At 36.7% G+C, this 26,296-nt stretch carries 23 protein-coding genes; 14 read left to right on the top strand and 9 right to left on the bottom strand.

Annotated features, from left to right (window positions below):
- Positions 1–35: 35 nt before the first annotated feature.
- The 7 genes from psiE to thrA form a co-directional block, all read right to left on the bottom strand.
- Positions 36–443: a phosphate-starvation-inducible protein PsiE gene (gene psiE, locus L4F93_RS07485; protein WP_250349707.1), complete on the bottom strand. Its 408-nt coding sequence runs from the start codon at positions 441–443 to the stop codon at positions 36–38.
- A gap of 10 nt (positions 444–453) precedes the next feature.
- Entirely contained in the window at positions 454–1,140 is a 687-nt protein-coding gene (locus L4F93_RS07480; protein ID WP_250349706.1) for a M15 family metallopeptidase, read from the bottom strand.
- Between the two features lie 9 nt (positions 1,141–1,149).
- Positions 1,150–2,286, bottom strand: a complete 1,137-nt coding sequence (dapE, locus tag L4F93_RS07475) for a succinyl-diaminopimelate desuccinylase (protein ID WP_250349705.1) — start codon at positions 2,284–2,286, stop codon at positions 1,150–1,152.
- A gap of 13 nt (positions 2,287–2,299) precedes the next feature.
- Positions 2,300–2,647 (bottom strand): ArsC family reductase, encoded by a 348-nt coding sequence (locus L4F93_RS07470; RefSeq protein WP_250349704.1) that lies wholly within the window; start codon positions 2,645–2,647, stop codon positions 2,300–2,302.
- A 204-nt stretch (positions 2,648–2,851) separates the two neighbouring features.
- On the bottom strand, positions 2,852–4,126 hold the full coding sequence (thrC, locus tag L4F93_RS07465; RefSeq protein ID WP_250349703.1) for a threonine synthase: 1,275 nt from the start codon (positions 4,124–4,126) through the stop codon (positions 2,852–2,854).
- A gap of 180 nt (positions 4,127–4,306) precedes the next feature.
- On the bottom strand, positions 4,307–5,251 hold the full coding sequence (gene thrB, locus L4F93_RS07460) for a homoserine kinase (protein ID WP_250349702.1): 945 nt from the start codon (positions 5,249–5,251) through the stop codon (positions 4,307–4,309).
- Positions 5,252–5,260: 9 nt separating this feature from the next.
- Positions 5,261–7,708: a bifunctional aspartate kinase/homoserine dehydrogenase I gene (thrA, locus tag L4F93_RS07455; protein ID WP_250349701.1), complete on the bottom strand. Its 2,448-nt coding sequence runs from the start codon at positions 7,706–7,708 to the stop codon at positions 5,261–5,263.
- A gap of 290 nt (positions 7,709–7,998) precedes the next feature.
- On the opposite strand from thrA, the gene L4F93_RS07450 reads away from it, so the two are divergent.
- The 5 genes from L4F93_RS07450 to priC all read left to right on the top strand — a co-directional run bounded on the left by L4F93_RS07450 (position 7,999) and on the right by priC (position 11,989).
- Positions 7,999–8,700, top strand: coding sequence for a YggS family pyridoxal phosphate-dependent enzyme (locus tag L4F93_RS07450; protein ID WP_250349700.1), 702 nt, complete (start codon positions 7,999–8,001; stop codon positions 8,698–8,700).
- Between the two features lie 70 nt (positions 8,701–8,770).
- Entirely contained in the window at positions 8,771–9,178 is a 408-nt protein-coding gene (gene gloA / locus L4F93_RS07445) for a lactoylglutathione lyase (RefSeq protein ID WP_250349699.1), read from the top strand.
- 77 nt (positions 9,179–9,255) lie between these two features.
- A complete protein-coding gene (gene rnt / locus L4F93_RS07440; RefSeq protein WP_250351661.1) occupies positions 9,256–9,909 on the top strand; it encodes a ribonuclease T in 654 nt (217 codons plus the stop codon).
- A gap of 53 nt (positions 9,910–9,962) precedes the next feature.
- A complete protein-coding gene (locus L4F93_RS07435) occupies positions 9,963–11,321 on the top strand; it encodes a Na+/H+ antiporter family protein (RefSeq protein ID WP_250349698.1) in 1,359 nt (452 codons plus the stop codon).
- A gap of 107 nt (positions 11,322–11,428) precedes the next feature.
- Entirely contained in the window at positions 11,429–11,989 is a 561-nt protein-coding gene (priC, locus tag L4F93_RS07430) for a primosomal replication protein PriC (RefSeq protein ID WP_250349697.1), read from the top strand.
- Positions 11,990–12,015: 26 nt separating this feature from the next.
- Here priC and L4F93_RS07425 read toward each other — a convergent pair whose 3' ends face one another.
- The gene (locus L4F93_RS07425; protein ID WP_250349696.1) at positions 12,016–12,366 is read right to left on the bottom strand and encodes a helix-turn-helix domain-containing protein; all 351 of its coding nucleotides are present in this window, start codon (positions 12,364–12,366) and stop codon (positions 12,016–12,018) included.
- 323 nt (positions 12,367–12,689) lie between these two features.
- On the opposite strand from L4F93_RS07425, the gene L4F93_RS07420 reads away from it, so the two are divergent.
- The 8 genes from L4F93_RS07420 to L4F93_RS07385 all read left to right on the top strand — a co-directional run bounded on the left by L4F93_RS07420 (position 12,690) and on the right by L4F93_RS07385 (position 22,752).
- Positions 12,690–13,595, top strand: a complete 906-nt coding sequence (locus L4F93_RS07420) for a helix-turn-helix transcriptional regulator (protein ID WP_250349695.1) — start codon at positions 12,690–12,692, stop codon at positions 13,593–13,595.
- 14 nt (positions 13,596–13,609) lie between these two features.
- Entirely contained in the window at positions 13,610–14,563 is a 954-nt protein-coding gene (locus L4F93_RS07415) for a dynamin family protein (protein WP_250349694.1), read from the top strand.
- A gap of 120 nt (positions 14,564–14,683) precedes the next feature.
- Positions 14,684–16,996 carry a dynamin family protein gene (locus L4F93_RS07410; RefSeq protein ID WP_250349693.1) on the top strand — a complete coding sequence of 771 codons (2,313 nt, stop codon included), beginning with the start codon at positions 14,684–14,686 and terminating at the stop codon, positions 16,994–16,996.
- A gap of 117 nt (positions 16,997–17,113) precedes the next feature.
- Positions 17,114–17,746, top strand: a complete 633-nt coding sequence (locus tag L4F93_RS07405) for a hypothetical protein (RefSeq protein ID WP_250349692.1) — start codon at positions 17,114–17,116, stop codon at positions 17,744–17,746.
- A 4-nt stretch (positions 17,747–17,750) separates the two neighbouring features.
- Positions 17,751–20,885 (top strand): ATP-binding protein, encoded by a 3,135-nt coding sequence (locus L4F93_RS07400; RefSeq protein WP_250349691.1) that lies wholly within the window; start codon positions 17,751–17,753, stop codon positions 20,883–20,885.
- A gap of 76 nt (positions 20,886–20,961) precedes the next feature.
- Positions 20,962–21,612 (top strand): HNH/ENDO VII family nuclease, encoded by a 651-nt coding sequence (locus L4F93_RS07395; protein ID WP_250349690.1) that lies wholly within the window; start codon positions 20,962–20,964, stop codon positions 21,610–21,612.
- Positions 21,613–21,614: 2 nt separating this feature from the next.
- Entirely contained in the window at positions 21,615–22,022 is a 408-nt protein-coding gene (locus tag L4F93_RS07390; protein ID WP_250349689.1) for an SMI1/KNR4 family protein, read from the top strand.
- A gap of 67 nt (positions 22,023–22,089) precedes the next feature.
- Positions 22,090–22,752: a HEPN domain-containing protein gene (locus L4F93_RS07385; RefSeq protein WP_250349688.1), complete on the top strand. Its 663-nt coding sequence runs from the start codon at positions 22,090–22,092 to the stop codon at positions 22,750–22,752.
- Positions 22,753–22,826: 74 nt separating this feature from the next.
- On the opposite strand, the gene fabB is transcribed toward L4F93_RS07385, so the two are convergent.
- Entirely contained in the window at positions 22,827–24,047 is a 1,221-nt protein-coding gene (fabB, locus tag L4F93_RS07380) for a beta-ketoacyl-ACP synthase I (RefSeq protein ID WP_250349687.1), read from the bottom strand.
- A gap of 157 nt (positions 24,048–24,204) precedes the next feature.
- On the opposite strand from fabB, the gene mnmC reads away from it, so the two are divergent.
- Positions 24,205–26,256, top strand: a complete 2,052-nt coding sequence (mnmC, locus tag L4F93_RS07375; RefSeq protein WP_250349686.1) for a bifunctional tRNA (5-methylaminomethyl-2-thiouridine)(34)-methyltransferase MnmD/FAD-dependent 5-carboxymethylaminomethyl-2-thiouridine(34) oxidoreductase MnmC — start codon at positions 24,205–24,207, stop codon at positions 26,254–26,256.
- Positions 26,257–26,296: the final 40 nt, after the last annotated feature.

Genomic DNA, 26,296 nt, shown 5'->3' with positions numbered 1-26,296 from the left:
ATTTGACCTTGTTCACAAAATTTTTTCTTAATAGGTTAACTTTTTCTCAATCGATCTGAACTGACTAAAAATAATGCCATAACCATTAGCAAAATCGATCCAGAAAAGAGTAATGTATTCACTGGGCTAGAATGATCGACAATAATTAATCGCACCATTGCGGTAATTCCGATATATAAAAAATAGCGTAACGGAAAATGATAGTCAGTTTTAAAATATTTCACAATCAGGGCAAGAAACTCAAAATATAAAAAATACACAACAATTTTTTCGACCAACAAATAGGAGGCTTCTTCCGAATGCTCAAATAGCACTAATGCTAAGCCATAGGTTTCTTTGGCAAGAAAAATCACCAAAATTAAAGCAAGAATTAATAAGGAAATGTTTAATGTCCACTGCAAAAGCGAAGAAATTGCTTGTGGGAAATAATTTTTTTCATTCATCGTGATTCAATCAAATAAAAAAGTGAGTAAAAATTTGTGGTAGGCGTTCAATCAGTAAAGCTTTTCCTGCCACCTCTTCATCTTGCCAAGCTTGCAATAATATTTCAGGGCTAAAGATTTGGCGAGCCTGCTCGGCTAAAGGTAAATAGCTAATATGCCAAGGTTCATAGCCAATCTGCAGACGTGCTGGCATGTTAGAAAAAGGGAAATAAAAATCAAAGATTTGTACATTTTCTTGTAACCATTGACTCAGTTCCGCAAAATATCCCCCTTGTTCATATTCCCAAGGCTCTAATTGTAACTTCTGATGTTGGGGTAATAAATGAGGATCAAAAACATCAATTTCAGTTCCCCAATGGTGTCGACTTCCGCCCGGTAATGCTGACCAGCGTAAAATGGCTTGACACTTTTGCCAATCAGAATAATTCGCTAACGCTAAGGCTTCCCCCTGATCATTATGCACCTTTCGTTTTCCCTCAAATTTTTCATTCCAAATTCCCTGTTGTCGCTGAAAATCCCGAAAACTACTGGCAGGCTGTAAATTAAAGCCATTTTTAACCGCACTTTGCTGTAATGCTTGAAAGGCCTTTACCGCATCAGGCTGAAGGGAATGTTGAAGCGAAAACGGACAAGGTAAAGAAACTAAATGCTCACGAGATTTTCCCGTGAGCATCGCAGATGTTAATGTTTTTGCCATAAATTCTCCTTATTCCGCATTTAGCAAATTGATGAGCATTTGCTGATACACATCACCTAATGTGGCAAGATCTTGGCAACTCACACATTCATTGACTTTATGAATCGTGGCATTTAATGGCCCAAGTTCCACCACTTCGGCGCCCATTAAGGCGATAAAACGGCCATCGGAGGTGCCACCTCCCGTTTCAAGTGCGGGGGTAATTTTGGCAATTTTTTCTAAGCTATCCACGACAGCATTCACTAATTTACCCGGCTTGGTTAAAAAAGGTTTACCCGATAAATTCCACTCAATGCGATAATCAAGTTGATGCTTTTCTAGCATTTGCTTTACGGTTTGCTTAATTAGCTCGTCCGTTACTTCAGTGCAATAGCGTAAATTAAACTGCACATAAAGCTCGCCGGGGATCACATTATTACTGCCTGTTCCTGCTTGAATATTGGCGATTTGTAAGCTAGTTGGCGGGAAAAATTCATTACCCTGATCCCATTGGTAGGTGGTTAATGCTTTTAAAAAATCAACGGCTTTATGCACGGGGTTATCCGCTAAATGAGGATACGCAACGTGTCCTTGTACACCTTGAATATAAAGGTTACCTGTAATCGAACCACGGCGACCATTTTTTACTACATCACCTAATTTTTCAGCACTTGAAGGCTCACCAACTAAACAATAATCAATCAGTTCACCTCGTTCCATCAGGGTTTCCACCACGCGTACTGTACCATCTTTTGCCGCGGCTTCTTCATCAGACGTAATTAGCAATGCAATCGTCCCGGGGTGATTTGGATTGGCTTTCACATATTGCTCTGCTGCCACCACCATTGCGGCTAATGAACCTTTCATATCAGCTGCACCACGTCCATAAAGCATATCATCAACAATTTGTGCGGAGAAAGGGGGATAATCCCATTGCGTTTCATCACCCACTGGCACCACATCAGTATGCCCTGCAAAGGCAACCACAGGGCTTGTTGAGCCGTGTTTTGCCCATAGATTTAATGTATCATTAAAAGGTAGCCATTCAATCTCAAAGCCCAATGCTTCTAAGCGCGTAGCAATAAGTTGCTGACAACCTCGATCATCTGGACTAATAGAAGGACGTTGGATCAACTGCTGTGCTAAAGTAACAATTGTGTTTTTCATTATTTAACCTTTCTTATTTACCAAAAGCCTTTGCATATGCCGCAACGTCAAAACCGATTAACGCAATGTTATCTTGTAAAATAATCGGACGTTTAATTAGCGTAGGCTGCTCTGCTAATACCTTAAGTGCGGTGTTTTTTGATAGATTTTTTTTCACCTCTTCCGCTAAATTACGCCAAGTAGTACTACGTTTATTCAGCAAATTTTCCCAACCAAATTGACTTTCGGCAGTTTCCAACCAAGCCTGTTCTAATCCCTCTACACGATAATCGTGCAAACGGTATTCAATCCCATTATCTATTAGCCATTTCAAGGCTTTTTTCACTGTATCGCAGTTTTTTATACCATAAACTGTAATCATTTTTTGTCCTATGTCCTTTTTATTAGCTAACGGGCGGACACACAGGCCCGCCCTTACATATTAATTATTCATTTATCAAAATATTCTTTGTAACAAAATTCTGTTTAGCAAACCTTAATCAAGCATATAGATTTTTATAACAGCTCAACGAATGTTACCACGCAAAATCTCGCCTAGGGGTGTACCTATCTGCCCTTAGAAGTATTATTTCAACAAATATGCTCTTAATGTCGCAAAATCATTGTCCATTTCATCAGAAAGTAATGGCAATTTATTGTGTTTATCCAAGGCTTCAGGTAATGGAAGTTCAAGGGATAAAATTCGTTCGACACTTTCTTTGAATTTTGCTGGATGTGCGGTACAAAGGAATAACCCCGTTTCTCCCGGTTGTAAATCTTGTTTCAATACGCCATAGGCAATTGCACCGTGTGGTTCACATAAATAGCCTTGGTTATTCATTGCACGTAATGTTTGTTCGGTCTGTTCATCATTCATTGCCGCAGAATGAAGATCAGATAATTCCCAATGATTGCGTTTAAATAACTCTTCTACACGTGGCCAGTTATTCGGGCGACTCACATCCATCGCATTGGATAAGGTTGCAACGGTGTCATTTGGCGCCCATTCGCCAGTGCGTAAATAACGTGGTACCGTGTCGTTCGCATTAGTTGCGGCGATAAAACGTTTAATTGGTAATCCCATTGTTTTAGCGATTAATCCTGCTGTAAGGTTACCAAAATTGCCACTTGGTACAGAAACCACAAGATTTTCACGCGCTGCTTTAGGAAGCTGCGCCACCGCTTCAAAATAATAACAAACTTGTGCCAATAAACGACTAATATTAATTGAGTTAGCTGAATTTAAACCAATCGCTTGACGCAGCTCCGCATCATCAAATGCTTGTTTTACTAAGGCTTGGCAAGCATCAAAATCACCATTAATGGCGATAGTACGAATATTTCCACCTAGGGTACAGAATAATTTTTCTTGTAGTGGGCTGATTTTTCCTTTTGGATATAAAATCACCACATCAATATTTTCTAAACCATAGAAAGCGTGTGCCACAGCCGCCCCTGTATCGCCTGATGTTGCCGTTAAAATGGTGATTTTGCCATCTCCACGCACAGTCGCGAGCGCTTGTGCCATAAAGCGTCCACCAAAATCTTTAAATGCAAGGGTAGGTCCATGAAATAATTCTAAAGCATAAATATGATCTTCAACTTTTTCTACTGGTGCAGGAAAAGTAAAGGCATTTTTAACCATTTGGGCCAATTTATCCGCTGGAATTTCATCACCAATTAACGCCCCTAGAATTTTTTGACTACGCTCAACAAGCGGTAAATCAAGTAAAGCATCAATATTCTCTAGGTGTGGAATAATTTGCGGAAAAAATAAGCCTTGATCTTTGCCTAATCCTTGACGAACCGCCTGTGCGAAATTCACTTGTTCTTCGGGGTGTTTGATGTTGTATAAATTCATAATTAATCCGTTTGAGTTTTGATTTTGTCTAAAATTTTTTATCTTTGATAATTGATAACAGGTTTCGCTGGTTAAGCAATTTAGTTTCTTTTGCTTACCCAAAAAAAGTAAGCAAAGAAAAGGGAACCTGCCCAAACCTCTTTTCTCGTTTTATTGCCATTTGGCAATTTATATGGGATTTTAGCCCAATTCCCTTGCGCCCTGATTATCTACCTTACAAACATGGACGAAGCCTTCGTTGTTTTGTAAATAATGGTTTTCTAAATAAGTGGCCACTTTACTTGCTGTTCCTAAATCAGGGGCAATAGCAAACATTGTTGGCCCCGATCCAGAAATGCCAGAAGCTAGTGCGCCCAAATCACGTACCGCTTGTTTTACTTCCGCAAAATTAGGTAATAATGCTTCACGATAAGGTTCTGCAATCACATCTTTCATCATATATGCAGCGAGTGCTTCTTGCTGTGTATGACAAGCGTGAACAAAACTACCTAAATGACGACCGTGCGTAATCACATCTTGACGTGTGTAGCTCTTCGGTAAAATCGCGCGTGCTTCAGAGGTTGAAACTTCAATACCCGGGTAGGCCAACACCCAATACCAATTGTCAAAAAAAGGTAATTGCTGACAAATATTGCCGAGAGATTGTACCATTAATTGCACCCCACCTAAATAACAAGGGGCAACATTATCATAATGAATTGAACCTGAAATACGCCCTTCCAGTTCCCCCATCATTTCTAAAAGTTCCATTTTAGAAAAAGGCTCATTATGAAATTTATTTAATGCCACCAACGCCGCCACAATAGAACAAGCACTTGAGCCTAAACCTGAGCCAATTGGCATATTTTTTTCCAATGTTAGGCGTAATGGCTTGATTGTGCCATTGCGTAGTTTTAACCGTTCACTAAATAATACATAGGCTTGATAAACAATATTTTTTTGCGGTTCTTTTGGCAATTTACGCACAAAATACCCCGCACTTTCTAATTCAAAACCTTGCTCGATTTCTTCTATTTGTACGACATCACCCAGTAATGAGCCATCAATAGGTGATACAGCCGCACCCAAAGTATCAAACCCGACACTAATATTCGCACTTGAAGCTGGGGCGTAAATTCGTAACATAAATGCTCCTTAATGATGTAATGTTCTTAAAATATCCGCAAAAATACCGGCTGCTGTAACGGCATTCCCCGCCCCATAACCACGTAATAATAATGGAATAGGTTGATAATAACGGGTGTAAAATGCAAGGGCATTTTCGCCATTTTTCACTTTATATAGCGGATCATCTTGCCCTACTGCCACAATAGACACTTTACATTTTCCGTTTTCAATTTGTCCGACATAACGCAAGACTTTACCCTCTGCTTTTGCTTTTTCTACACGATCATTAAACTCGGCATCAAGCTGTGGTAACATTGCCATAAACTCATTCACCGATTTACCTTCCGCAAATCCTTTTGGTAACACGCCTTCCACCTCTACATCGGTTAATTCCAATTGCATTCCAGCTTCACGTGCTAAAATAAGCAATTTACGCGCCACATCTTGCCCTGATAAATCATCTCGTGGATCGGGTTCAGTAAAGCCTTTTTCACGGGCTAATGCGGTAACTTCTGAAAGGGATAAGCCCTCCTCCAACTTGCCAAAAATAAAGGAAAGCGAACCAGATAAAATCCCACTAAAGCGAATTAATTCGTCCCCTGCGGCTAATAAATTTTGCAAGTTTTCGATCACAGGCAAGCCCGCGCCCACATTGGTTTCATACAAGAATTTATGTTGGCTTTTACGTGCATTTTCACGCAATAAATTATAGTACTCGAGTTCTCTGGTGTTGGCTTTTTTGTTTGGCGTAACCACGTGGAAACCCTCGCTTAAAGCACGCGCATACAAGCCTGCAACACTTTCCGCTGATGTGCAATCCACAAATACAGGGTTTACAACGTGATGTAATTTAATAAAAGAAAGCAACACATCAAAATCAGAGGGCTGTGTGGCATTTTCCAAATCTTCTTGCCAGTGATCCAGATTTAGGCCATTAGCATCAAGTAACATTTTATTTGAGTTTGCAATGGCACAAACGCGGATCTCAATGTCCTTTTTTGCTAAATAATCTCGCTGATTTTTTACCTGCTCAATTAATTCACTCCCTACGCCACCTACTCCAACGAGAAAAATGTCCACCACTTTTTTGTTATTAAAAAGGGCTTGGTGCGTTGCTTTCACCGCTTCAATCGCTTTATTTTGTGGCACTACGGCAGAAATAGAACGCTCAGAAGATCCTTGTGCAATCGCCACAATGCTGATATTTGCTTGGGCTAGGGCAGAAAAGAAACGCGCAGCAATCCCTTTCGCTTGTCGCATTCCTTCGCCCACAACGGAAATAATCGAAAGATCTTTAATCACCTCAATCTCTTCAAGATCTTGATTTTTAAGTTCTTGTGCAAATTCCACTTCTAAGGCATTTTTAGCAATATCAACTGCTTTTACCGGCACACAGAAACTAATGCTATATTCAGAAGACGACTGAGTAATCAAAATAACCGATACTTTTGCTTTAGACATTGTTGAGAACACGCGCGCTGCCATTCCCACCATTCCTTGCATTCCCGGCCCTGATATGTTGAACATCGCTAAATTATCTAAATTCGTGATCCCTTTTACTTGTAATTGTTCAGATTGTGCATTGCCATCAATAATTGAGCCTTTGGCTTCAGGGTTACCGGTATTTTTAATTAAACAAGGGATATTAGCTTGGACAAGCGGTCCGATAGTCCGTGGGTGGATCACTTTTGCACCGAAGTAAGAAAGTTCCATTGCCTCACGATAAGAAAGGCTTGGCAATAGGCGTGCATCAGGAACCAAACGAGGATCGCAAGTAAACACGCCATCTACATCCGTCCAAATTTCACAGACAGAAGCATTCAAACAAGCAGCTAAACAGGCAGCAGAATAATCCGACCCATTACGTCCTAATAGTACAAGTTCCCCCTTATCATTACCTGCGGTAAACCCTGCCATTAACACAACATTTTTCTTTGGAATACGAGTGGCATCAATACGTTTGGTCGATTCCTCAATATCCACAGAGGATTCTAAATAACTTCCTTGTGCCAATAATTTTTCCACCGGATTAATCACCGTTACTTCGTAACCACGTGCTTCAAACCACGCTTTCATCATTGCAATAGATAATTTTTCACCACGGCAATCAATGGTTGCTTTTACCGCATCGTCTAACACGCCTTTGGCACGAATTTCGGCTAATAATTCTGCAATTTGTGCAAATTCTGCATCAATCACGGCCTTACAATCGGCAAGATCAAACTTTTCATTTTCTGCATATAAGCCATTAATAATGGTATAGAAAATTTCACGTGCTTGATTAAAATCGGTATCGGTAGGAAGGTTTTGACTGGCTTTTTCAGAAAGGGCAACAAGATAATTTGTAATCTTCGCAGGCGCGGATAATACCCCTGCTGCTTGCTCTTCTAAATGAGCTTTTTCAATCAATCGGGCTGCTTGCGAAAAGCGTTCTGGATTGGCAAGCGATGTGCCACCGAATTTTAAAACGCGCATAGAAATCTCCTAAAAATAATGTTGTGAAAGTTAAAATACTTATAAAAAAACCCGCACTTTAGAATGCGGGTTTCTTGTGTTCCTGTGTTTAACGCACTACCCCGCCCCATTCATTGTAATAATGGTAATCATCGTGGTGGTAAGCATTGTGATAGTACGTTGCATTGTTAATTTTTTCTTAATAAAAAATGTGCTGTTAGAAATACCGAAATTTTCACGCCTTGTCAAATAGAAAATGAATAATATAGAATATTTCCTTAAGGTTTATAAAAAATAGGTTATTCCCGACAATGGATATTCAACATAATTTGCAACAGGTACAACAACATATTCAGCACGCTTGCCAACAAGCACAACGTCATTCAGCAGAAATTACCCTCCTTGCTGTGAGCAAAACAAAACCGGTCGAAGCCATTCTTACGGCTTATCAAGCTGGACAACGTCAATTTGGTGAAAATTATGTCCAAGAAGGGGTAGAAAAAATTCAACAGCTTGCTGACAACCATTTAGATCTAGAATGGCATTTTATTGGTCCATTGCAATCAAACAAAACACGTCTTGTTGCAGAACATTTTGATTGGATGCAAACCCTTGATCGTAGCAAAATTGCAGATCGTTTAAATGAACAGCGCCCTCATTATAAAAAACCACTGAATGTCCTTATTCAGATAAATATCAGTGATGAAAAAAGCAAATCAGGTATTCAGCCTACGGAAATGTTGCCTCTCGCAGAGCATATCAAAAACTTACCGCACTTATGTTTACGAGGGTTAATGGCAATTCCCGCACCGACCACCGATATTGCACAGCAAAAACACGCATTTCAACAAATGCAACAGTTATTCCAGCAATTACAGCAGGCGTTGCCTGAATGTCAAATTGATACCCTTTCGATGGGAATGTCTGATGATCTGCATTGTGCCATTGAATATGGCGCAACAATGGTTCGCATCGGAACGGCAATTTTTGGGGCAAGGGATTATAAAGCCTAAACTGTATAATGCTTTTTTATTCACGCTATGGCATAATGCCTGTTCGTTTAAGCAAATAAGGGGATAAATAATGCGAATTTTACATACAATGTTACGCGTGGGCGATTTAGATCGTTCAATCAAATTTTATCAAGATGTATTAGGTATGCGTTTGCTACGTACCAGTGAGAATCCCGAATATAAATATACCCTTGCATTCCTTGGCTATGGTGATGAAGAGACGTCTTCCGTTCTTGAGCTGACTTATAACTGGGGCGTCAATGAATACGAGCTAGGTAATGCCTATGGTCATATTGCTATTGGTGTTGATGACATTTATGCTACTTGTGAAGCCGTGCGTCAAGCTGGCGGTAAAGTAACCCGTGAACCCGGCCCTGTAAAAGGCGGAAAAACCGTGATCGCCTTTGTTGAAGATCCCGATGGTTATAAAATTGAATTTATCGAAAATAAAAACGCTCAAGCTGGCTTAGGCAATTAACCCCTTAAGAGTTATACAAAGTGCGGTGAAAATTTCACTTAAATTTTACACCGCACTTTTTATTAATAAATAATATGATGACTGATACCCCCACAGAACCGATAAACTATAATTTATTAAAGCACCGCTTTCGTGGTTATCTCCCTGTTGTGATTGATGTAGAAACCGCAGGCTTTAATCCACAAACAGATGCGTTATTAGAATTAGCCGCGATTACACTAAAAATGGACGATGAGGGGTTACTGATCCCTGACCAAAAATGTCATTTTCATATTAAGCCGTTTGAAGGGGCGAATATTAACCCAGACTCATTAAAATTTAATGGCATTGATATTGATAACCCATTGCGAGGGGCAATTTCCGAAAATATCGCAATCAGTGAATTATTCAAAATGGTTCGTCAAGCACAAAAACAAGCAGAATGCCAACGTGCAATTATTGTGGCGCATAATGCCACCTTTGACCAAAGTTTTCTGATGGCAGCGGCAGAACGTGTAAAGGCAAAGCGTAACCCTTTTCACCCTTTCGCAATGTTTGATACCGCAACCTTAAGTGGTTTTATGTTTGGACAAACTGTTTTGGTAAAAGCGTGCCAAGCGGCAAATATCCCCTTTGATCATAAACAAGCACATTCAGCTTTATATGATACAGAACGCACAACGGAATTATTCTGTTATATGGTCAATCACCTTAAACAACTTGGTGGTTTCCCTCACCATATCACAGAATAAGTGCGGTAATTTTTTTATTTATTTTTTCTATTATTTTGAATAAGGACTATGCAATGTTACTCTCTAACCCTGTTGTTATCTCGATCATTGTATTGCTTGCATTAAGCCTATTGCGTATCAATGTGGTTATCGCCTTGATTATTTCCGCATTAACGGCTGGTTTATGCAGTAATCTTGATCTTAGCCAAACAATTCAAACCTTCACAGGTGGCTTAGGTGGCGGTGCCGAAGTGGCAATGAACTATGCTATTTTAGGTGCTTTTGCTGTTGCAATCTCGAAATCGGGTATCACCGATCTCCTTGCCTTTAAAGTTATCCAAAAATTAGGCCATTCGCCAACAGGGCTTTCAATGGCAGGCTTTAAATATTTTATTTTAGCCGTGCTTGTGATTTTCTCTATTTCATCACAAAACTTATTGCCTGTGCATATTGCCTTTATTCCCATTGTTATCCCTCCACTTTTAGCTATTTTCAATAAACTTAAGCTAGATCGCCGTGCGGTTGCTTGCGTGCTAACCTTTGGTTTAACCGCAACCTATATGCTTTTACCGGTGGGATTTGGGAAAATCTTTATTGAAAGTATTTTAGTAAAAAATATTAATCAGGTTGGCGAACCACTAGGCTTACACACTAGTGTTGGCGAAGTCTCTCTTGCGATGGGCTTACCTGTTATCGGAATGATCTTAGGCTTGCTCACGGCGGTATTTATTACTTATCGCAAACCGAGAGAATATGCGGTGGCAGACAAAACACTTAGTACCGCTGAAATTGAACAGCATATTGCAAATATTAAACCTTTCCACATCATCGCAAGCCTCATTGCGATTGTGGTTACCTTTGGCTTACAGTTGTTTACCGATTCTACCATTATTGGCGGTTTAGCTGGTTTAGTCATTTTTGCCCTATGTGGTATTTTCAAACTCAAAGAAAGTAACGATATTTTCCAACAAGGCTTACGCCTTATGGCAATGATTGGCTTTGTGATGATTGCAGCCTCAGGTTTCGCAGCGGTGATCAATGCCACAGGTGGCGTAACTGAATTAGTTCAAACCTTCAGCCAAGGCTTAGGCGCAAACAATAAAGGATTAGCCGCATTCTTAATGTTAATCGTTGGATTATTTATCACAATGGGCATTGGCTCATCTTTCTCAACGGTACCAATTATTACCTCAATCTATGTGCCACTTTGCTTAACCCTTGGCTTCAGCCCACTTGCAACGGTCTCTATTGTTGGTGTCGCAGCGGCACTTGGTGATGCAGGCTCACCAGCTTCGGATTCTACATTAGGCCCAACATCAGGCTTAAATATGGACGGCAAACACGATCACATTTGGGATTCCGTTGTCCCTACCTTTATTCACTACAATATCCCACTCATTATTTTTGGTTGGATTGCTGCAATGTATTTATAAATTATGTTATACACAAAATAAGCAGTAAAAGGACATCACAAGATGTCCTTTTTTATGCGATAATTTTCCACTGCGTAAATCTCACTAAATAAATATTGAACAGAAAGATGAACAAAACCCAACTTATTCAAGCATTACGCCAAAAAATAGCACAATGCTACCAACAATATCCTGTATCAGACACACAAAAAATCTATGCAAAATTTGACCGCACTTTATTTAGTGAAGATTTTCAACATTTCAAATTTTATCGCGCAGAATTAAACAACACACTCGCCCAAATAGAACGCCTGCAAGAAAACGAATACACTCAGTGTCAATTTTATACTGAAAAACTGCTCGCCCAACTGCAAGCCTTATTAGATGCCCTCAAACAACACAAAAGAAGAGATAAAAAAACCTTTACTAATCCTTCTCCACAATCAGCTCAAAACAAACAACAGCACGCCATCCATCGCCTTCCACCAAGAGAACGATTAGCTAAATATTACGAAGCCTTACAAGCATTAAACCAAAAAATCGCTCACCAACAAGATCAATATATCCAAACACAAAACGAATTAAAAAAACAACAGCTTCAACAACTTATCCGCCACACAGAACAACGCCGTACCCGTTGTTTAGAAGCGATTGAATTATTAGAAGAGCATTTAGATAATACGCAATAGAAAATCGCCGTATCAAAACACGGGCTTTATTTTTCAGAATAGGCTTTCCATTTTAACATTCGCTCAATAATTGTGATTAATTCTGCGCGTTCATAACTATCTAAACCGTGCAATAATTGTTCTAATTGTCTTGCTTGATCCATTGAACGATTACTACTACTTGTTAATAAATCCGCAATTTCACAATGAAAGATTTCTGATAATTCTAATAAACGCAAAATATTAGGTACAGACTTGCCTCGTTCCATTCTTGACACCGCATCATTACTAATATCTAAAATTTCTGCCAACTGTGCTTGAGTCAATCCTACCGCTTGACGATATTTTGCAATCGCTTGACCTATTGTAAGTAATAGCTGTTCATCTTTATCAAGCATTGTTCCCTCTCCTTATAATAAAGAGAGAATAATAGATATTGACTTCTATACATAAATAGCGGAACATACTTACATTAGATCCTAAACATCTAATATCATATTTATTACAAATCTATTTTTGAGCGAAAAGCGAAAAGCGAAAAGCGAAAAGCGAAAAGCGAAAAGCGAAAAGCGAAAAGCGAAAAGCGAAAAGCGAAAAGCGAAAAGCGAAAAGCGAAAAGCGAAAAGCGAAAAAATTTTTATTGGACGACACAACCTGACGCAAGTCTTTTTTTAACTTAATTTAAAATAACTTTTAATGAATAGCCCATAAGTGAAAAGTTATGAAGAAAACGCATCAGCTTGCACAACGCTTAAGCATAATTTTATCCCAGCTCAATTTGGGAAAACGTCTTGATATTAATGAGTTAGCAGAGGATTTTGATGTATCGATCAGAACCTTACAACGTGATATCAACGAACGCCTTAATTTTCTTCCTTGGGCAGAGCTAGGACCAAGATTTTATAAACTAGACCGCCAAAAATTGGATATTCTCACCGAAGAAGATATCCAACGTTTTGCCCTTTTCGCCAGTATCTCCAATCTTTTTCCAAGTGTCGATAAGGCCTTTTACCAAGAAAAATTAACTCAGTCGGTGCTAGTTAAAGGTTTTCAATATGAAGATGTATCACATCTTCAAGCACAATTTAATCAATTAAAACAAGCCATTAGCAACAATAATTTTATTTCATTTAAATATTGTAAACTCACCACTCAGCAAACAAATTTTTACCAAATTGCGCCCTACTCACTGACTAACAAAAATGGAATCTGGTATCTAATTGGCACCGATCAACATCAAGACAACAAACAAAAAACCTTTTGCTTTACTCAAATTAGTCAGCTAGAGGTACTTGCAGAAACCTTTACCCCAAATCAGCAATTTATCGAAGAAATTAAAAGGAATGATTCACTCTCGCACGGAAATATGATTGCTGAAGTTGTCATTCAAGTGTCAGCTTTTGCTTCACCTTTTTTCCTGCGTCGTAACTTACTCCCTAATCAAAAATTAGTGCATAAGCTAGAAAATGGTGAGTTACTGCTTGCTGCTCAAAATGTAAATCCATTAGATATTTTACCGATTGTGCAATATTGGATTCCTCATCTTGTGATCATCAGCCCACAAAACTTACAAATAGAATTGCAAAATAACTTAGCACAATACTTAAATAAAATGGAAAGTAAATAGGAAATATAAAGTAAATGAAAAGAAATCTATTCGAGGTAATCGTAGTTGGCACAATGAGTGCAGGAAAATCGACATTTATCAATGCCCTTATTGGTACGGAATTATTACATTCAGCTAATCAAGCTACAACAGCAACCATTACACGTATCCACGATAAAGATAATAAAAGTTTTTTTTCAGGTTCTGCTTATAATTATGATGGTAAGCTAGTTGAAAAATCTCGTAATATCAATGCAGAAATTTTAAAAAAATGGAACAAAGCTCCTGAAATAAAAAAAATTAATATTGATGGCGATATCCAAACTATTAAAAATACTCGTGCCGAATTAGTAATCTATGATTTACCCGGTCCCAATAATAGTCAAAATGATAATCACGAGTTATTAACAATGGAAGTCATTAATGACAAGGAATATGGATTGATTCTTTATTTATTAAATGCCACACAGTTCGGTATTAATGATGACCGATTATTATTAGAAAAAATCTATAATACAATAAAACAAGATACCAAAAAAGAAATTATTTTTATCTTAAATAAAGCAGATGAAATTGATACAGAAAAAGAATTAAGCATTGTTCAACTAATTAAGAATGTTGAAAAATACTTAAACGAGATTGGATTTAAATTCCCAAACATTATCACAATCTCAGCAAAACAGGCGTTACTATTTCAAAAACTACTAAATAGCGATGTTTTTTCTAGAAGTGAAAAGTATGATTTATCTGTTTTACTCGAATCCCCAGAGTTTTTATTTAAAGGTGCATCAAGCCTATCAAGAAAAAATAGAAAATTAGCTCAATCATTCATACAGACTAATCTCTCTCAAGAAGATAATGAGATTTTAGCAAATAACAAATCAATAAAAGAGATTAAAGAATATTATTATAATACTGGATTTGGTGAGATTTGTTATTTATTACAGAATAAAATAGATCATACATTTAATAAAATAAAAAAAGTTTAGAAAGATTTTTTCTTATCTAATAAACAAGAGTAAATCTATTTTTATACTAACAAGCTTAAATTGGCTTTATTAAAATGCAAAACTTTGATTAATCAACTTAAGTAAATAAAAGGAAAAATTATGAACTCCATTTATATCGAACATAATCCGTTTACAATAAAAACAACATTTCTTATTAATGATGAAAAACCTGACGAACAGATTTTCCTAAATAATTATGTAAATCGAAGAATTCAACTTTGGATTGAAGGATTCTTTAAAAAAGTGGGAGATGAATTATTCAATGGCACTAACTTTAAAGTTATTTTTAAAGGACTTGAAAATGATGCAGTTGATGTAAAAGCAGATATTGAAAAAACCAACTCAAATATTAAATTTGAATGGATTAAAGTTGCTGATAGTGATAACCGTTTAAATGATATTAAGCATCTAATTCATAAAGCTGAAAAACATCCACTGTTTTCAGAACAAATGAAGCAACCTAAAACCCAAGAAAATTTAGAGAAAGCATTAAGTAATGATTTTGATATTTATGTTGCAGCTACAATGTCTGCAGGTAAATCTACCTTCTTAAATTCATTATTAGGGAGTGAACTACTTCCCGCGGCAAATGAAGCAACAACCGCAATTATTGCTGAAATCACCGATAATAAAGAATTAGATAAAGGCGTGTTTAAAGGGCAACGTATTGATAAAGCAGGAAATTGTGTAGAAAAATCTGATGAGGTTACTCTTAATATATTAAAGGATTGGAATAGTACCGAACTTCATAAAGATACCGCTATTATTAAACTAGAAGGAAATGTGCTTGGTATAAATGCAAGAGAGAACATTCGTTTAATTTTAACAGACACTCCCGGTCCAAATAATAGCCAAGATAAAGATCACGAGATCGTAACATTTAGAAAAATTCAAGATAATACTAAAAAGCCATTAATTTGTTACTTGTTAAATGCTACACAAATCGGTATTAATGATGATAAACAGACATTAACTATGATTGCAGAAACAATGAAACAAGGTGGGGTACAGAATAAAGATCGTTTCTTATTCTTATTAAATAAAGCAGATTCTTTTGATGAAGAGAAAGGCGAAAGTATTCAATCTATTTTAGAAAAATGCAAAGACTATATAAAAAGTTTTGGTATTGCTGATCCTTTAATTTTCCCAATTAGTGCCAGAAATGCTTCTTTACTTAGAAAACGTCAATTTAATTTTACCTTGAGTCGTGCAGAAATGAGCGACTTGAGAAACTGGGAGTTTCGTGCCTTAGATGATAAAGAAGATAATTATATTGGCATTGACTTCACCAAATATATGCCATTAAGTACGCCAGTGAAACAAAAATTACAGAATGAAGAGAATATCGCATTATTACACACTGGTATCCCAGCCATTGAAGCAGTAATCGATAACTATATTGATAAATATAGCATACCTGAACGTGTTTTCCGTGCTTATGATGCCCTTAAAAATGTAACAAATATCGCAAGAAATAAAGAAGATCTTATAAAAAACTTGGAATCATATCAGGAGCAAAGAGAAAAGATAAAAGATGCGCTACAAAGCTTAAAAGATGCTAAAAAAATAAGAGAAAGCACCGAAAAAGATTTAGATAAACTAATAGATCAAGCTAAAAAAGATCCTGATAAACTTTCACTAGCTAAGCCATTAAATAAAATCAATACGCTAGAAGCACAGATTCGTGAAATGATCGAGCTTGAGGGGGAAGCATTTAAATCTGATAAAAATAGAAGCAAGTATAAAACAGATCATGGGATTAACGAAGTTATTAAACAAATTGGTAATAAATTTGAACATCAAAAAGTTGAATTAATTTCAGAATCTGAAAATTTAGTCTTAAATACCCAAGATAAGATTCAAGAGGAATTGATAAAAATTTATAAAGAACATCTTGAGGCTTTCTTCAGCAATATTAATATGCCTAAGGTTCCACTAGCAAACCTAAAAAAAACAATGTCTAGCATTGGTTACAACTTTAGTTTAGAAAAATTAAAATCCGCTAAAAAAATAACACAAACAGAAGAGGTAAAAGTCGGAGAAAGATCAAGAACTGTATGGTGGAATCCATTCACTTGGTGGGACGATCCTGAAGATATTTACGAAGAAATAGAGATTTTCGATGCGAATACTACCTGGGACGATGTTATATCTCCTATGCTTGATAACGAATTTAACTCATTTTTTAGATTAGTAGCCACTAAAACTGAAATGGATATTGAAGAGCAAATTAACACTTTTAGTGAGTTTATTAGTGAAGAATTTGCTAAACAAATGACTAACATCAGTCAAGATATGGAAGCCAAAATGAGAGATGATAAAAATCTTAAAGAGGCAATTCAAGAAGCAGAAAAAAATCTGGAAAAAATTAAAGCGTTTGAAAAAGAAATTGATGATGTTATTGCTTTATAAAGGATAGATATAAAAGAAAGGATTTTAAATAAAGAATAAATATTTTTCTAGATGAAATTTGACCGCACTTAAAAAAATATGCGGTCAATTTTAAACAACTAAATGAGAGAAAAAACAATGGATACACAAAAAAGACCAAACCTCACAGACTTTATTCCCGTTGAATATTTAAAAAAGGCATTAGATAAAAATGATTTATCTGATATTCGTTCTGCATTAATGACGATTTTGAAGAATTTTTCGCTTCCTATCGAAACGGTACTAGCATCAATTTATTATGTTTATGAGAAAAATAACGCAGTATTTGAAGAGGCTGAAGAAAGTATCTATGTTTCACCAATTAGCGATGATGAAAATGATTGGAATAAAAATTATTTTTACCAACAGCAAGTTTTCTTAAATCGTAATTTTACTTTAGAGCGTATTCTACACTTACTAAACGTGCGTGAGACGTTGATGAAAAAAGGCGATCCTGATTTCCAAATGTCCAATAGATCACAATCTAGCATAAATAGAGCAGAAATGAGTACAACACTGAAAATAAATACATCTGAATCAAAAGGGAATAATGGCTCACAAACATTTAATAAAACACAATCAGATATCAAGAGAAAAGAGAATAGAAAAACGGCTAACTCATTGTATGAACCTAAGAACAACAATGATTTTATAAAAACTGTTTGTTTAATTGGTGGAGTCGTATTAGTTGTAGCTACAGCCTTATTCTTATATCTAAAAAACGGAGATTAAATCAATGTCTGATAAAGTTAAACTGGCCGAACTTAGCCAAAAAACACAATCCTCATTAGATAGTACATATCAATTATTAAATAAACAATATTTGGCAACATTAAACAATGAGGAATTACTCCCTTTAGTGCATAATGAAAGTATTCATCTTGCAACTGATATACGCATTTTCCGTATTGAACGTATTATTTTAGAAAATAAACAATCAATGCTAGAAAGTTTAACTGCAACCTATGCTACATTAGGTACAGCCGGACATTCTGTCTTTCTATTTCTAAATAGTGATGGTAAAGAGACAACCATTTATCTAGGAACAAAAGGTAAAGCCAAAAAATCTTTAGGAAATGCAGCAGGAAAATTACTGAAAGAAACAATTAATGGACATTTCTCAGGCACTCAATTAGTTTCATTAAATGGTAACGAAATTGAAGAATTAGTAAATAAATTAGATGAAAGTGATAAAAATATTACTGCTGTAACCAGTGTTCCATCCTTATCTACCGATGAACGTGAATACTTTATGCAGGGATTAGAGCATTTTATTGATGCTGCTGAAGGACGCATATATCAAGCATTAATTCTTGCAGAACCTGTAAACACTATGGAATTAGATTTAATTCAACAAGGGTATGAAGGAGTAGCAACCCAGCTTTCTCCATTATTAAAAACAACCTTATCTTATGGTGAAAATGAAAGTGATAGTGTAGGACTTAGTATTAGTGAGAACATTAGTCAATCACTTGGTAAAAGTTTAGGTCTCACTGAAACCAGAGGAACAAGTGAATCGCACTCTGAATCAACTGGTACAAGTGTTGCATATTCAATGGGGGGAAATTACTCTAGAAGTATAACTGGCGGAGTAAGTATCGACTTTGCATCAATATCATCAACTTCATCAATTGGCGTTTTTGCCAGTAAAACAAATACTAAGAGTACGACATTTACCACAACAACAGGAAGCAATGAAAGCCAAAGTCAGTCCCAAACTACCTCAACGACTGATAGTTACGGAACAACAACAGGAAGAAATGTAAATCGCACGCTTGGTACAAGTAAGCAACGTTCGATTGAATTTACGAATAAAACCATTGAACTATTGTTGAAAAAGGTGGATCACAACTTAGAGCGTATTGATGAAGCACGACGTTATGGCGGATGGAATTCTGCTGCTTATTTTATTAGTGAGGATTTAGCCACTTCACAAGCACTTGCCAGTATGTTTTTTAGCTTAATGCGTGGTAATACATCAAGTGCAGAAGATTTTGCCTTTACAATATGGAATAAACAAGATCCAAACAAAACAAAAGAAGTACTTACATGGCTGAAGAATTTTTCTCATCCAAGAGTGTCAGGGAATTTTGTAAAAGGTGTTGATATTCCATTTTTTACGCCCGCGGTCTTAGTTTCAGGAAAAGAAATGGCCATTCAACTAGGTTTACCACGTCGCTCTACATCTACGGTTTCCGTATTAGAAGGAAAATCTTTCGGAAGAAAAATTCAAGTCATAGATGCAGTAGGAAGTGTAAATTCTTCTAATAAAGATAAGCCAAAAGTCGAATTAGGTAAGATTTTCCATTTGTGGTCAGAAAAAGCACAAGTAGTTAATTTAGATTTGCAAACTCTATCTAGTCATATTTTTGTTACAGGTTCCACTGGCTCTGGAAAAAGTAATACCGTCTATCAATTACTTGATCAATTCAATAAAAATGAAGTGAAGTTTATGGTCATTGAGCCAGCCAAAGGGGAATACAAAAATGTATTTGGACATCGTGAAGATGTTGCTGTTTTCGGCACAAATCCAAAACAAGCCAAATTACTAAAAATTAATCCATTCAAATTCCCAGCTGAAGTACATATTTTAGAACATATTGATCGTTTAATTGAGATCTTTAATGTTTGTTGGCCAATGTATGCTGCGATGCCAGCAGTACTTAAAGATGCAATACTTTCAGCCTATGAAGCCAGCGGTTGGAATTTAATTTCTTCTACAACAAGAACACCAAATCGTTTTCCTAGTTTTGTTGATTTGCTACATCAATTAGAAATTGTGATTGAAAAATCAAATTATTCAAGCGAAATGAAGAGTAATTATAGTGGTGCATTAGCAACTCGAATTAAATCATTAACAAATGGTTTAAATGGTCAAATTTTTAACGCTGATGAATTAGATAACTCATTACTCTTTGATGAAAATGTCATTATTGATTTAAGCCGTGTCGGTTCACAAGAAACAAAATCGCTGATTATGGGAATCTTAATAATGAGATTAAGTGAACATAGAATGGCTACAGCAACAGGAATGAATGAACCTCTGAAACACATTACAGTTTTAGAAGAAGCCCACAATATCTTAAAACGCACTTCAACGGAACAAAGTTCAGAGGGTTCTAATGTTGCTGGTAAATCGGTTGAAATGCTTTCAAATGCGATTGCTGAAATGCGAACTTATGGAGAAGGTTTTATCATTGCAGATCAATCACCAAATGCAGTGGATATTTCTGCAATCCGAAATACTAATACGAAAATTATTATGCGTTTACCAGACGAATCAGATCGCCGTTTAGCCGGAAAAGCTGCTGGAGTTAATGATGAACAATTAGAAGAAATAGCTAAATTACCAAAAGGTATCGCTGTTGTTTATCAAAATAACTGGCTTGAGCCAATCCTGTGTAAAATTGCGTATTTTGATAGTGAAGAAAAACCTTATCAATATGTTGCCAATGAAGAAGATGAAAAGAAAATCTTCAATGAACATTTAATCCGTTTCTTATTACATAAACAGCTAGAAAATGAAAGCCAATTTGATATTAATGTATTAAAAAAAGGGGTAAATCGGTTTAGTTCATCAGCTCGTAAAAGCTCATATTTACACAAATTAATTCAACATTATGAACAAAAAGGCAATTCTCCATTTTGGGACTGTCCAGATAAGACATTTAAAATTCTACTAGATTTTTTTGATTTACAAAATGGAGTAACTCAACGAATCAAAGAACTTCAATCTAGACAAGATAATATTCAAGAAAAAGAGGTTAATGAATTAATTCAACTTATTATTGAGAATTTACATCATAACTTTGAAAACACGAGGAATATTGAAGGATTTATACATAATACAATCAGAAAAAATTTACTATAAGTCATATATTAAATTCTCATTCAGCTGAGAATACCTAACAGAATATAAAATAACTTTATAAAGACTAGGAGTTTATATGTTCAATAAATTAGAAACACAAGAAACACCGTCGATAGACAAAAAAGAGGTCAATAGCAAAGAGTTACCAGTATGGGCTGATGATAAAATTACTATTGAAGATATTTTTGATGAAGCTAATATAACTGACAAAGTCGCTACTGACACTAAAGATCCTTCTAACTCAGAAAATGTTATGGATTGTTTAGCTAAAGAACACTTTACGCCAGTGAAAGAAGAAACCATTGAAAAACTCACATTAATCTGGCCTTCCGAAATAGTTGATATGATAAAATCAGAAGAAGAGGCTGATATTTATCAAGGGGCAAGCTTAATGCCAAAAGAAATTAATGGGAAATTTGTTCTATGCAAAGAAGATATTGATCTTAATCAAAAAGATGAATTAGGGAGAACTAACCTAGGTAGAATGCAACAAGGACTTGCACCTTTAGATAAAGGTGGTAAACCAATTGAGCTTCATCATATTGGACAAAATCAAAATTCACCTCTCGCTGAATTAACTTCAAGAGAACATAGGGGACCAGGTAATCACACTATATTGCATGATGTGAAAAAAGAATCTGAAATAGATCGTGAGAGTTTTAAAAAAGAAAAAGAAGAACACTGGAAAGAACGTGCTGCTGAAATCATAGAAAAACAAGGAGTATAACAATGAAAGAATTAGCAAATAAATTTGTAGCAAAAGGTGCTATTATTCGCCCAGCGAATGAAAATGAAATTTTATCAGCTGAAAGACAGTTAGGTATAAAATTTTCATCTGAATATAGAGATTTTTTATCTAGTTTTGGTATATTAAGTTACAACAGTGATGAAATATATGGATTAGGAGTTTCAACTGATTACTATCTTAATATTCTTAACTTACTCAAAGAATTTAAAGAATATAATGTAAACATTCCTAATAATTATATTCCTTTATTAGATATTGGAGATGGTCAATATTATATTTATGATAATAACGACGGTAAAATATATGTATGGTCGGCATCCAGTAACTCTATTATAAAAAACAAACAAAATTCATTAACAGAATTCTTATTAGATATATTAGAACAATAACCGTATGCTAATATCTTAATATATGCTATCCTACTAATTATAAATTATATTTAGTGAGGATAGCTTTATGAGAGATATATTAACTCTTACCACTTATTTTAAACAAAATAAAGATTCCCAAAACTACTCCGACAACTTTAAACTCCGTATCCACCGCGCATTAAGTTGGTTAAAGCAGGCTGAAGCCACTGAAGATTTAGATACTAAATTTATTTTTCTTTGGATAGCGTTTAATTCTGCTTATGCTAAAGAAATGAAGAACTTAGAAAATAAAGAGCGGGTTAATTTGAATGAGTTTTTATTACGAATTTGTAGTTTAGATGAAGAGCAAACTATTTATACTCTAGTATGGAAAAATTTTTCCCAGCCTATTCGTTTACTTACAAATAATCAATTTATTTTTCAGCCATTTTGGCGCTTTCATAATGGCGATATTACCGAACAACAATATCTTGAAGAAGAGAAATATGAACAGAAACATTTGCTTTCTGCATTAGAAAAACAAAATACACCTCAAATTTTGTCTATATTATTTGGGCGTCTTTATACGCTGAGAAATCAGATTATTCACGGTGGTGCAACTTTTAATAGTTCTGTTAACCGTGAGCAATTAAAGGTAAGTTGCCAACTTCTTTCTTTATTTTTACCCACAATGCTTGAAATTATGATGAATAACTACGATAAATTAGATTGGGGTAAACCGTTTTATCCATTAGTAAAAAATAAATAAAAAGTATCACTAATCATACAAAAAAATAAAGCAGGTATTTAACCTGCTTTATTTTTATGTCTTTTTAATGAATATTATTTTGTATAACGTCTAAAAACTAAGGTTGCATTTGTGCCACCAAAACCAAAGCTGTTTGACATCACGGTATTTAAGCCCGCATTTTCTTTGGTTTTTGTTACGATATTCATCCCTTCAGCTTGTGGATCAAGAGTTTCAATATTAATGCTTGGGGCAATAAAATCGTTATCTAACATTAATAATGTGTAGATGGCTTCGTGCGCACCTGCAGCACCTAAGGAGTGTCCTGTCATTGATTTTGTAGACGAAATCGCAGGTTGGCTTTCACCGAATACGTTTTTAATTGCACCAAGTTCTTTCACATCACCAACGGGTGTTGACGTGCCGTGTACGTTGATGTAATCAATTGGAGTATCTACGGTTGCCATTGCTTGTTTCATACAACGCTCTGCCCCTTCTCCACTCGGTGCAACCATATCATAACCATCTGAAGTTGCGCCATAGCCTACGATTTCTGCATAAATTTTTGCACCACGAGCAAGGGCGTGTTCTAATTCTTCAACGACAACCACCGCGCCACCACCTGCGATAACAAAACCATCACGGTTTGCATCATAAGCGCGAGAAGCTTTCTCTGGCGTATCATTATATTTTGTCGAAACCGCGCCCATTGCATCAAACTCTGTTGCACATTCCCAAGAAAGTTCCTCAGCACCACCTGCAAATACGATATCTTGTTTGCCTAATTGGATTAATTCTAGTGCGTGTCCAATACAATGTGCTGAAGTCGCACAAGCTGAACTAATGCTGTAATTGACACCACGAATTTTATAAGGGGTCGCTAAACAGGCTGAAACGCTTGATGCCATTGTTTTGGTTACCGCATAAGGCCCAACGGCTTTTACACCACGAGGCCCACGCACAGCATCACACGCGATTAATTGGTTATGTGCTGAACCTGTTCCAGCACCAATGACCAAGCCTGTACGATCGTTAGAAACCTGTTCTTCTGTTAATCCGGCATCTTCAATGGCTTCTTTCATTGAAAGATACGCATAAGCGGCTGCATCGCCCATAAAACGGTAAACTTTACGGTCAATTAATTCTGAAGGAGTAATTTTAAGTGTTCCTGCGATATGGCTACGCATACCCATTTCGACAAATTCTGGCACTAATTCAATGCCTGATTTGCCCGCTTTTAATGAAGCTAACACTTCTTCTTTATTGTTACCGATACTAGAAATGACGCCGAAACCAGTAATTACCGCTCTTTTCATAAATTATTCCTTTTGGGTTGAAAGAGTAAATAGATTTGTCGGTCGCTAACTTACTACGAAATGAAAATATTGCAAGCATTTCTTTGAAGGTTCGACCAATCCAGAAAATTCCGTTATTATAGCAAACTCAATCAGTACAACAAAGATAACCACACCGATGTTTAAACTTAATCACGCCGAGATTTATTTTAACCAAGAAAAAACGCCTGTTTCCGCTACATTTGATGATGTTTATTTCTCTAATCAAGATGGATTGGCAGAAAGTCGCTATGTTTTTCAAGAAGGAAATCAATTGTGGCAACGTTGGCAAGATTTTGAACAATCTCATTTTGTGATCGGAGAAACAGGCTTTGGTACAGGGCTGAATTTTTTTGCCGTAACCACGCTCTTTCGCCAATTTAGACAAGCTCATCCCCATAGCCCATTAAAACGTCTGTTCTTTATTTCTTTTGAAAAATATCCATTGAATCAAACCCAGTTAGCCGAAACGCACCTGCCTTATGCGGAGTTTACTGAGTTAAGCCAGCAACTTTGCCAACACTGGCAACCAATGATTAGTGGCTGCCAGCGTTTTCATTTTAATGAAAGCACATTAGATGTTTGGTTTGGCGATATCGCAGACAACTTACCGCAACTTGGTGATTATATGCAAAACCGTATTGATGCGTGGTTTTTAGATGGCTTTTCTCCGAGTAAAAACCCGCAAATGTGGAATGCGCAACTTTATACTGCAATGTTCAATTATTGCAAACCGAATGGAACATTTGCCACCTTTACGGCAGCCAGTGCGGTGCGAAAAGGGTTAGAAAGTGCGGGTTTTTGCGTACATAAACGCAAAGGCTATGGCAAAAAGCGTGAATGTTTAGCTGGCGTAAAACCAGAAAATGACAAAAAAAATCACCGCACTTTGGCGATCTTAACCCCTTGGTATTTGGCTCAATCAGCTCCGTTGAGCAAACCGCGCCCTAGCAAAGTAGATCAACAAGATATTGCCATTATCGGCGGGGGAATTGCTTCCGCCTTTACTGCCCTGTCTTTATTACAACGAGGCGCAAACATCACCTTATATTGCGAAGACGAGCAAACCGCTCTCAATGCTTCTGGCAATAAACAAGGGGCATTTTATCCACAACTTAGTGATGATGATAAACGTAATATTCGTTTTTATATCCACGCATTTTTATATGGGCAACAGCAATTACATTGGGCTATTAAACAGGGAATTGAATTTGAACACGCTTTTTGTGGCGTTGCCCTCTGTGCTTATGATCATAAAAGTGCGGTGAAATTAGATAAAATTTCTGCGTTAGATTTGCCTGAAACCTTATTCCAATCGCTTTCCCAAGCTGAATTAAGCGAAAAAGTCGGTTTACCACTGCCTTGTGGTGGGGCATTTCTTCCACAAGGGGCTTGGCTTGCTCCTTGTCAATTAGTGCAAAATTTATTTAGTTATCTAGCCGAACAGGGCGTAAGCATAAAAACATCGCAAAAAATTACCGCACTTTCACTGCCAGATGAAAATTGGCAATTAACCAATGCACAGGGTGAAACCTTTTCTCATCACATTGCCATTATTGCCAATGGACATCAGCTAAAAAACTTTCATCAAACGAAAGAATTGCCGGTTTATCCCGTGCGTGGGCAAGTGAGCCAAATTCCCACAACACCACAATTAAAGCAACTGAATGCCGTGCTTTGCTATGATGGTTATCTCACCCCTGCCGATCAACATCAAACGAGCCATTGCATTGGGGCGAGCCACGTTCGCGATAATCAAGATCGTCAATTCAGCTCACAAGAACAGCAACAAAATCAACATAAAATTCAACATAATCTTGCGGGGGCTGAATGGGTGAACGCGATCGATACATCTGACAATCTTGCCCGTGTTGGCGTGCGTTGTGCGGTGCGAGATCGTATTCCAATGGTCGGTAACGTGCCAGATTTTACTCAGCAAGTAGCAGACTACAATAATTTGTTCAATCTTCGCCGCCGCAAACAGCCCATTCCACCAGCCGCAATACATCGTAATCTTTATTTAATCGGGGCATTAGGCTCAAGGGGATTAACTTCCGCCCCTTTACTTGGCGAAGTCCTTGCATCATTAATTTACGGCGAACCCTTGCCATTAAGTGAAGATATTTTGCATCAACTCAGCCCAAATCGTAGTTGGATAAGGAAATTGCTAAAAGGCACGCCTGTCGCATAAACAAAAAAGGCGAACCTGATGTTCGCCTTTTCGCTATTTC

It is taken from the genome of Avibacterium sp. 20-132 (assembly GCF_023611925.1).
In the GTDB taxonomy this organism is placed as follows: domain Bacteria; phylum Pseudomonadota; class Gammaproteobacteria; order Enterobacterales; family Pasteurellaceae; genus Avibacterium.
This window is presented reverse-complemented; position numbering and strand designations above follow the sequence as displayed.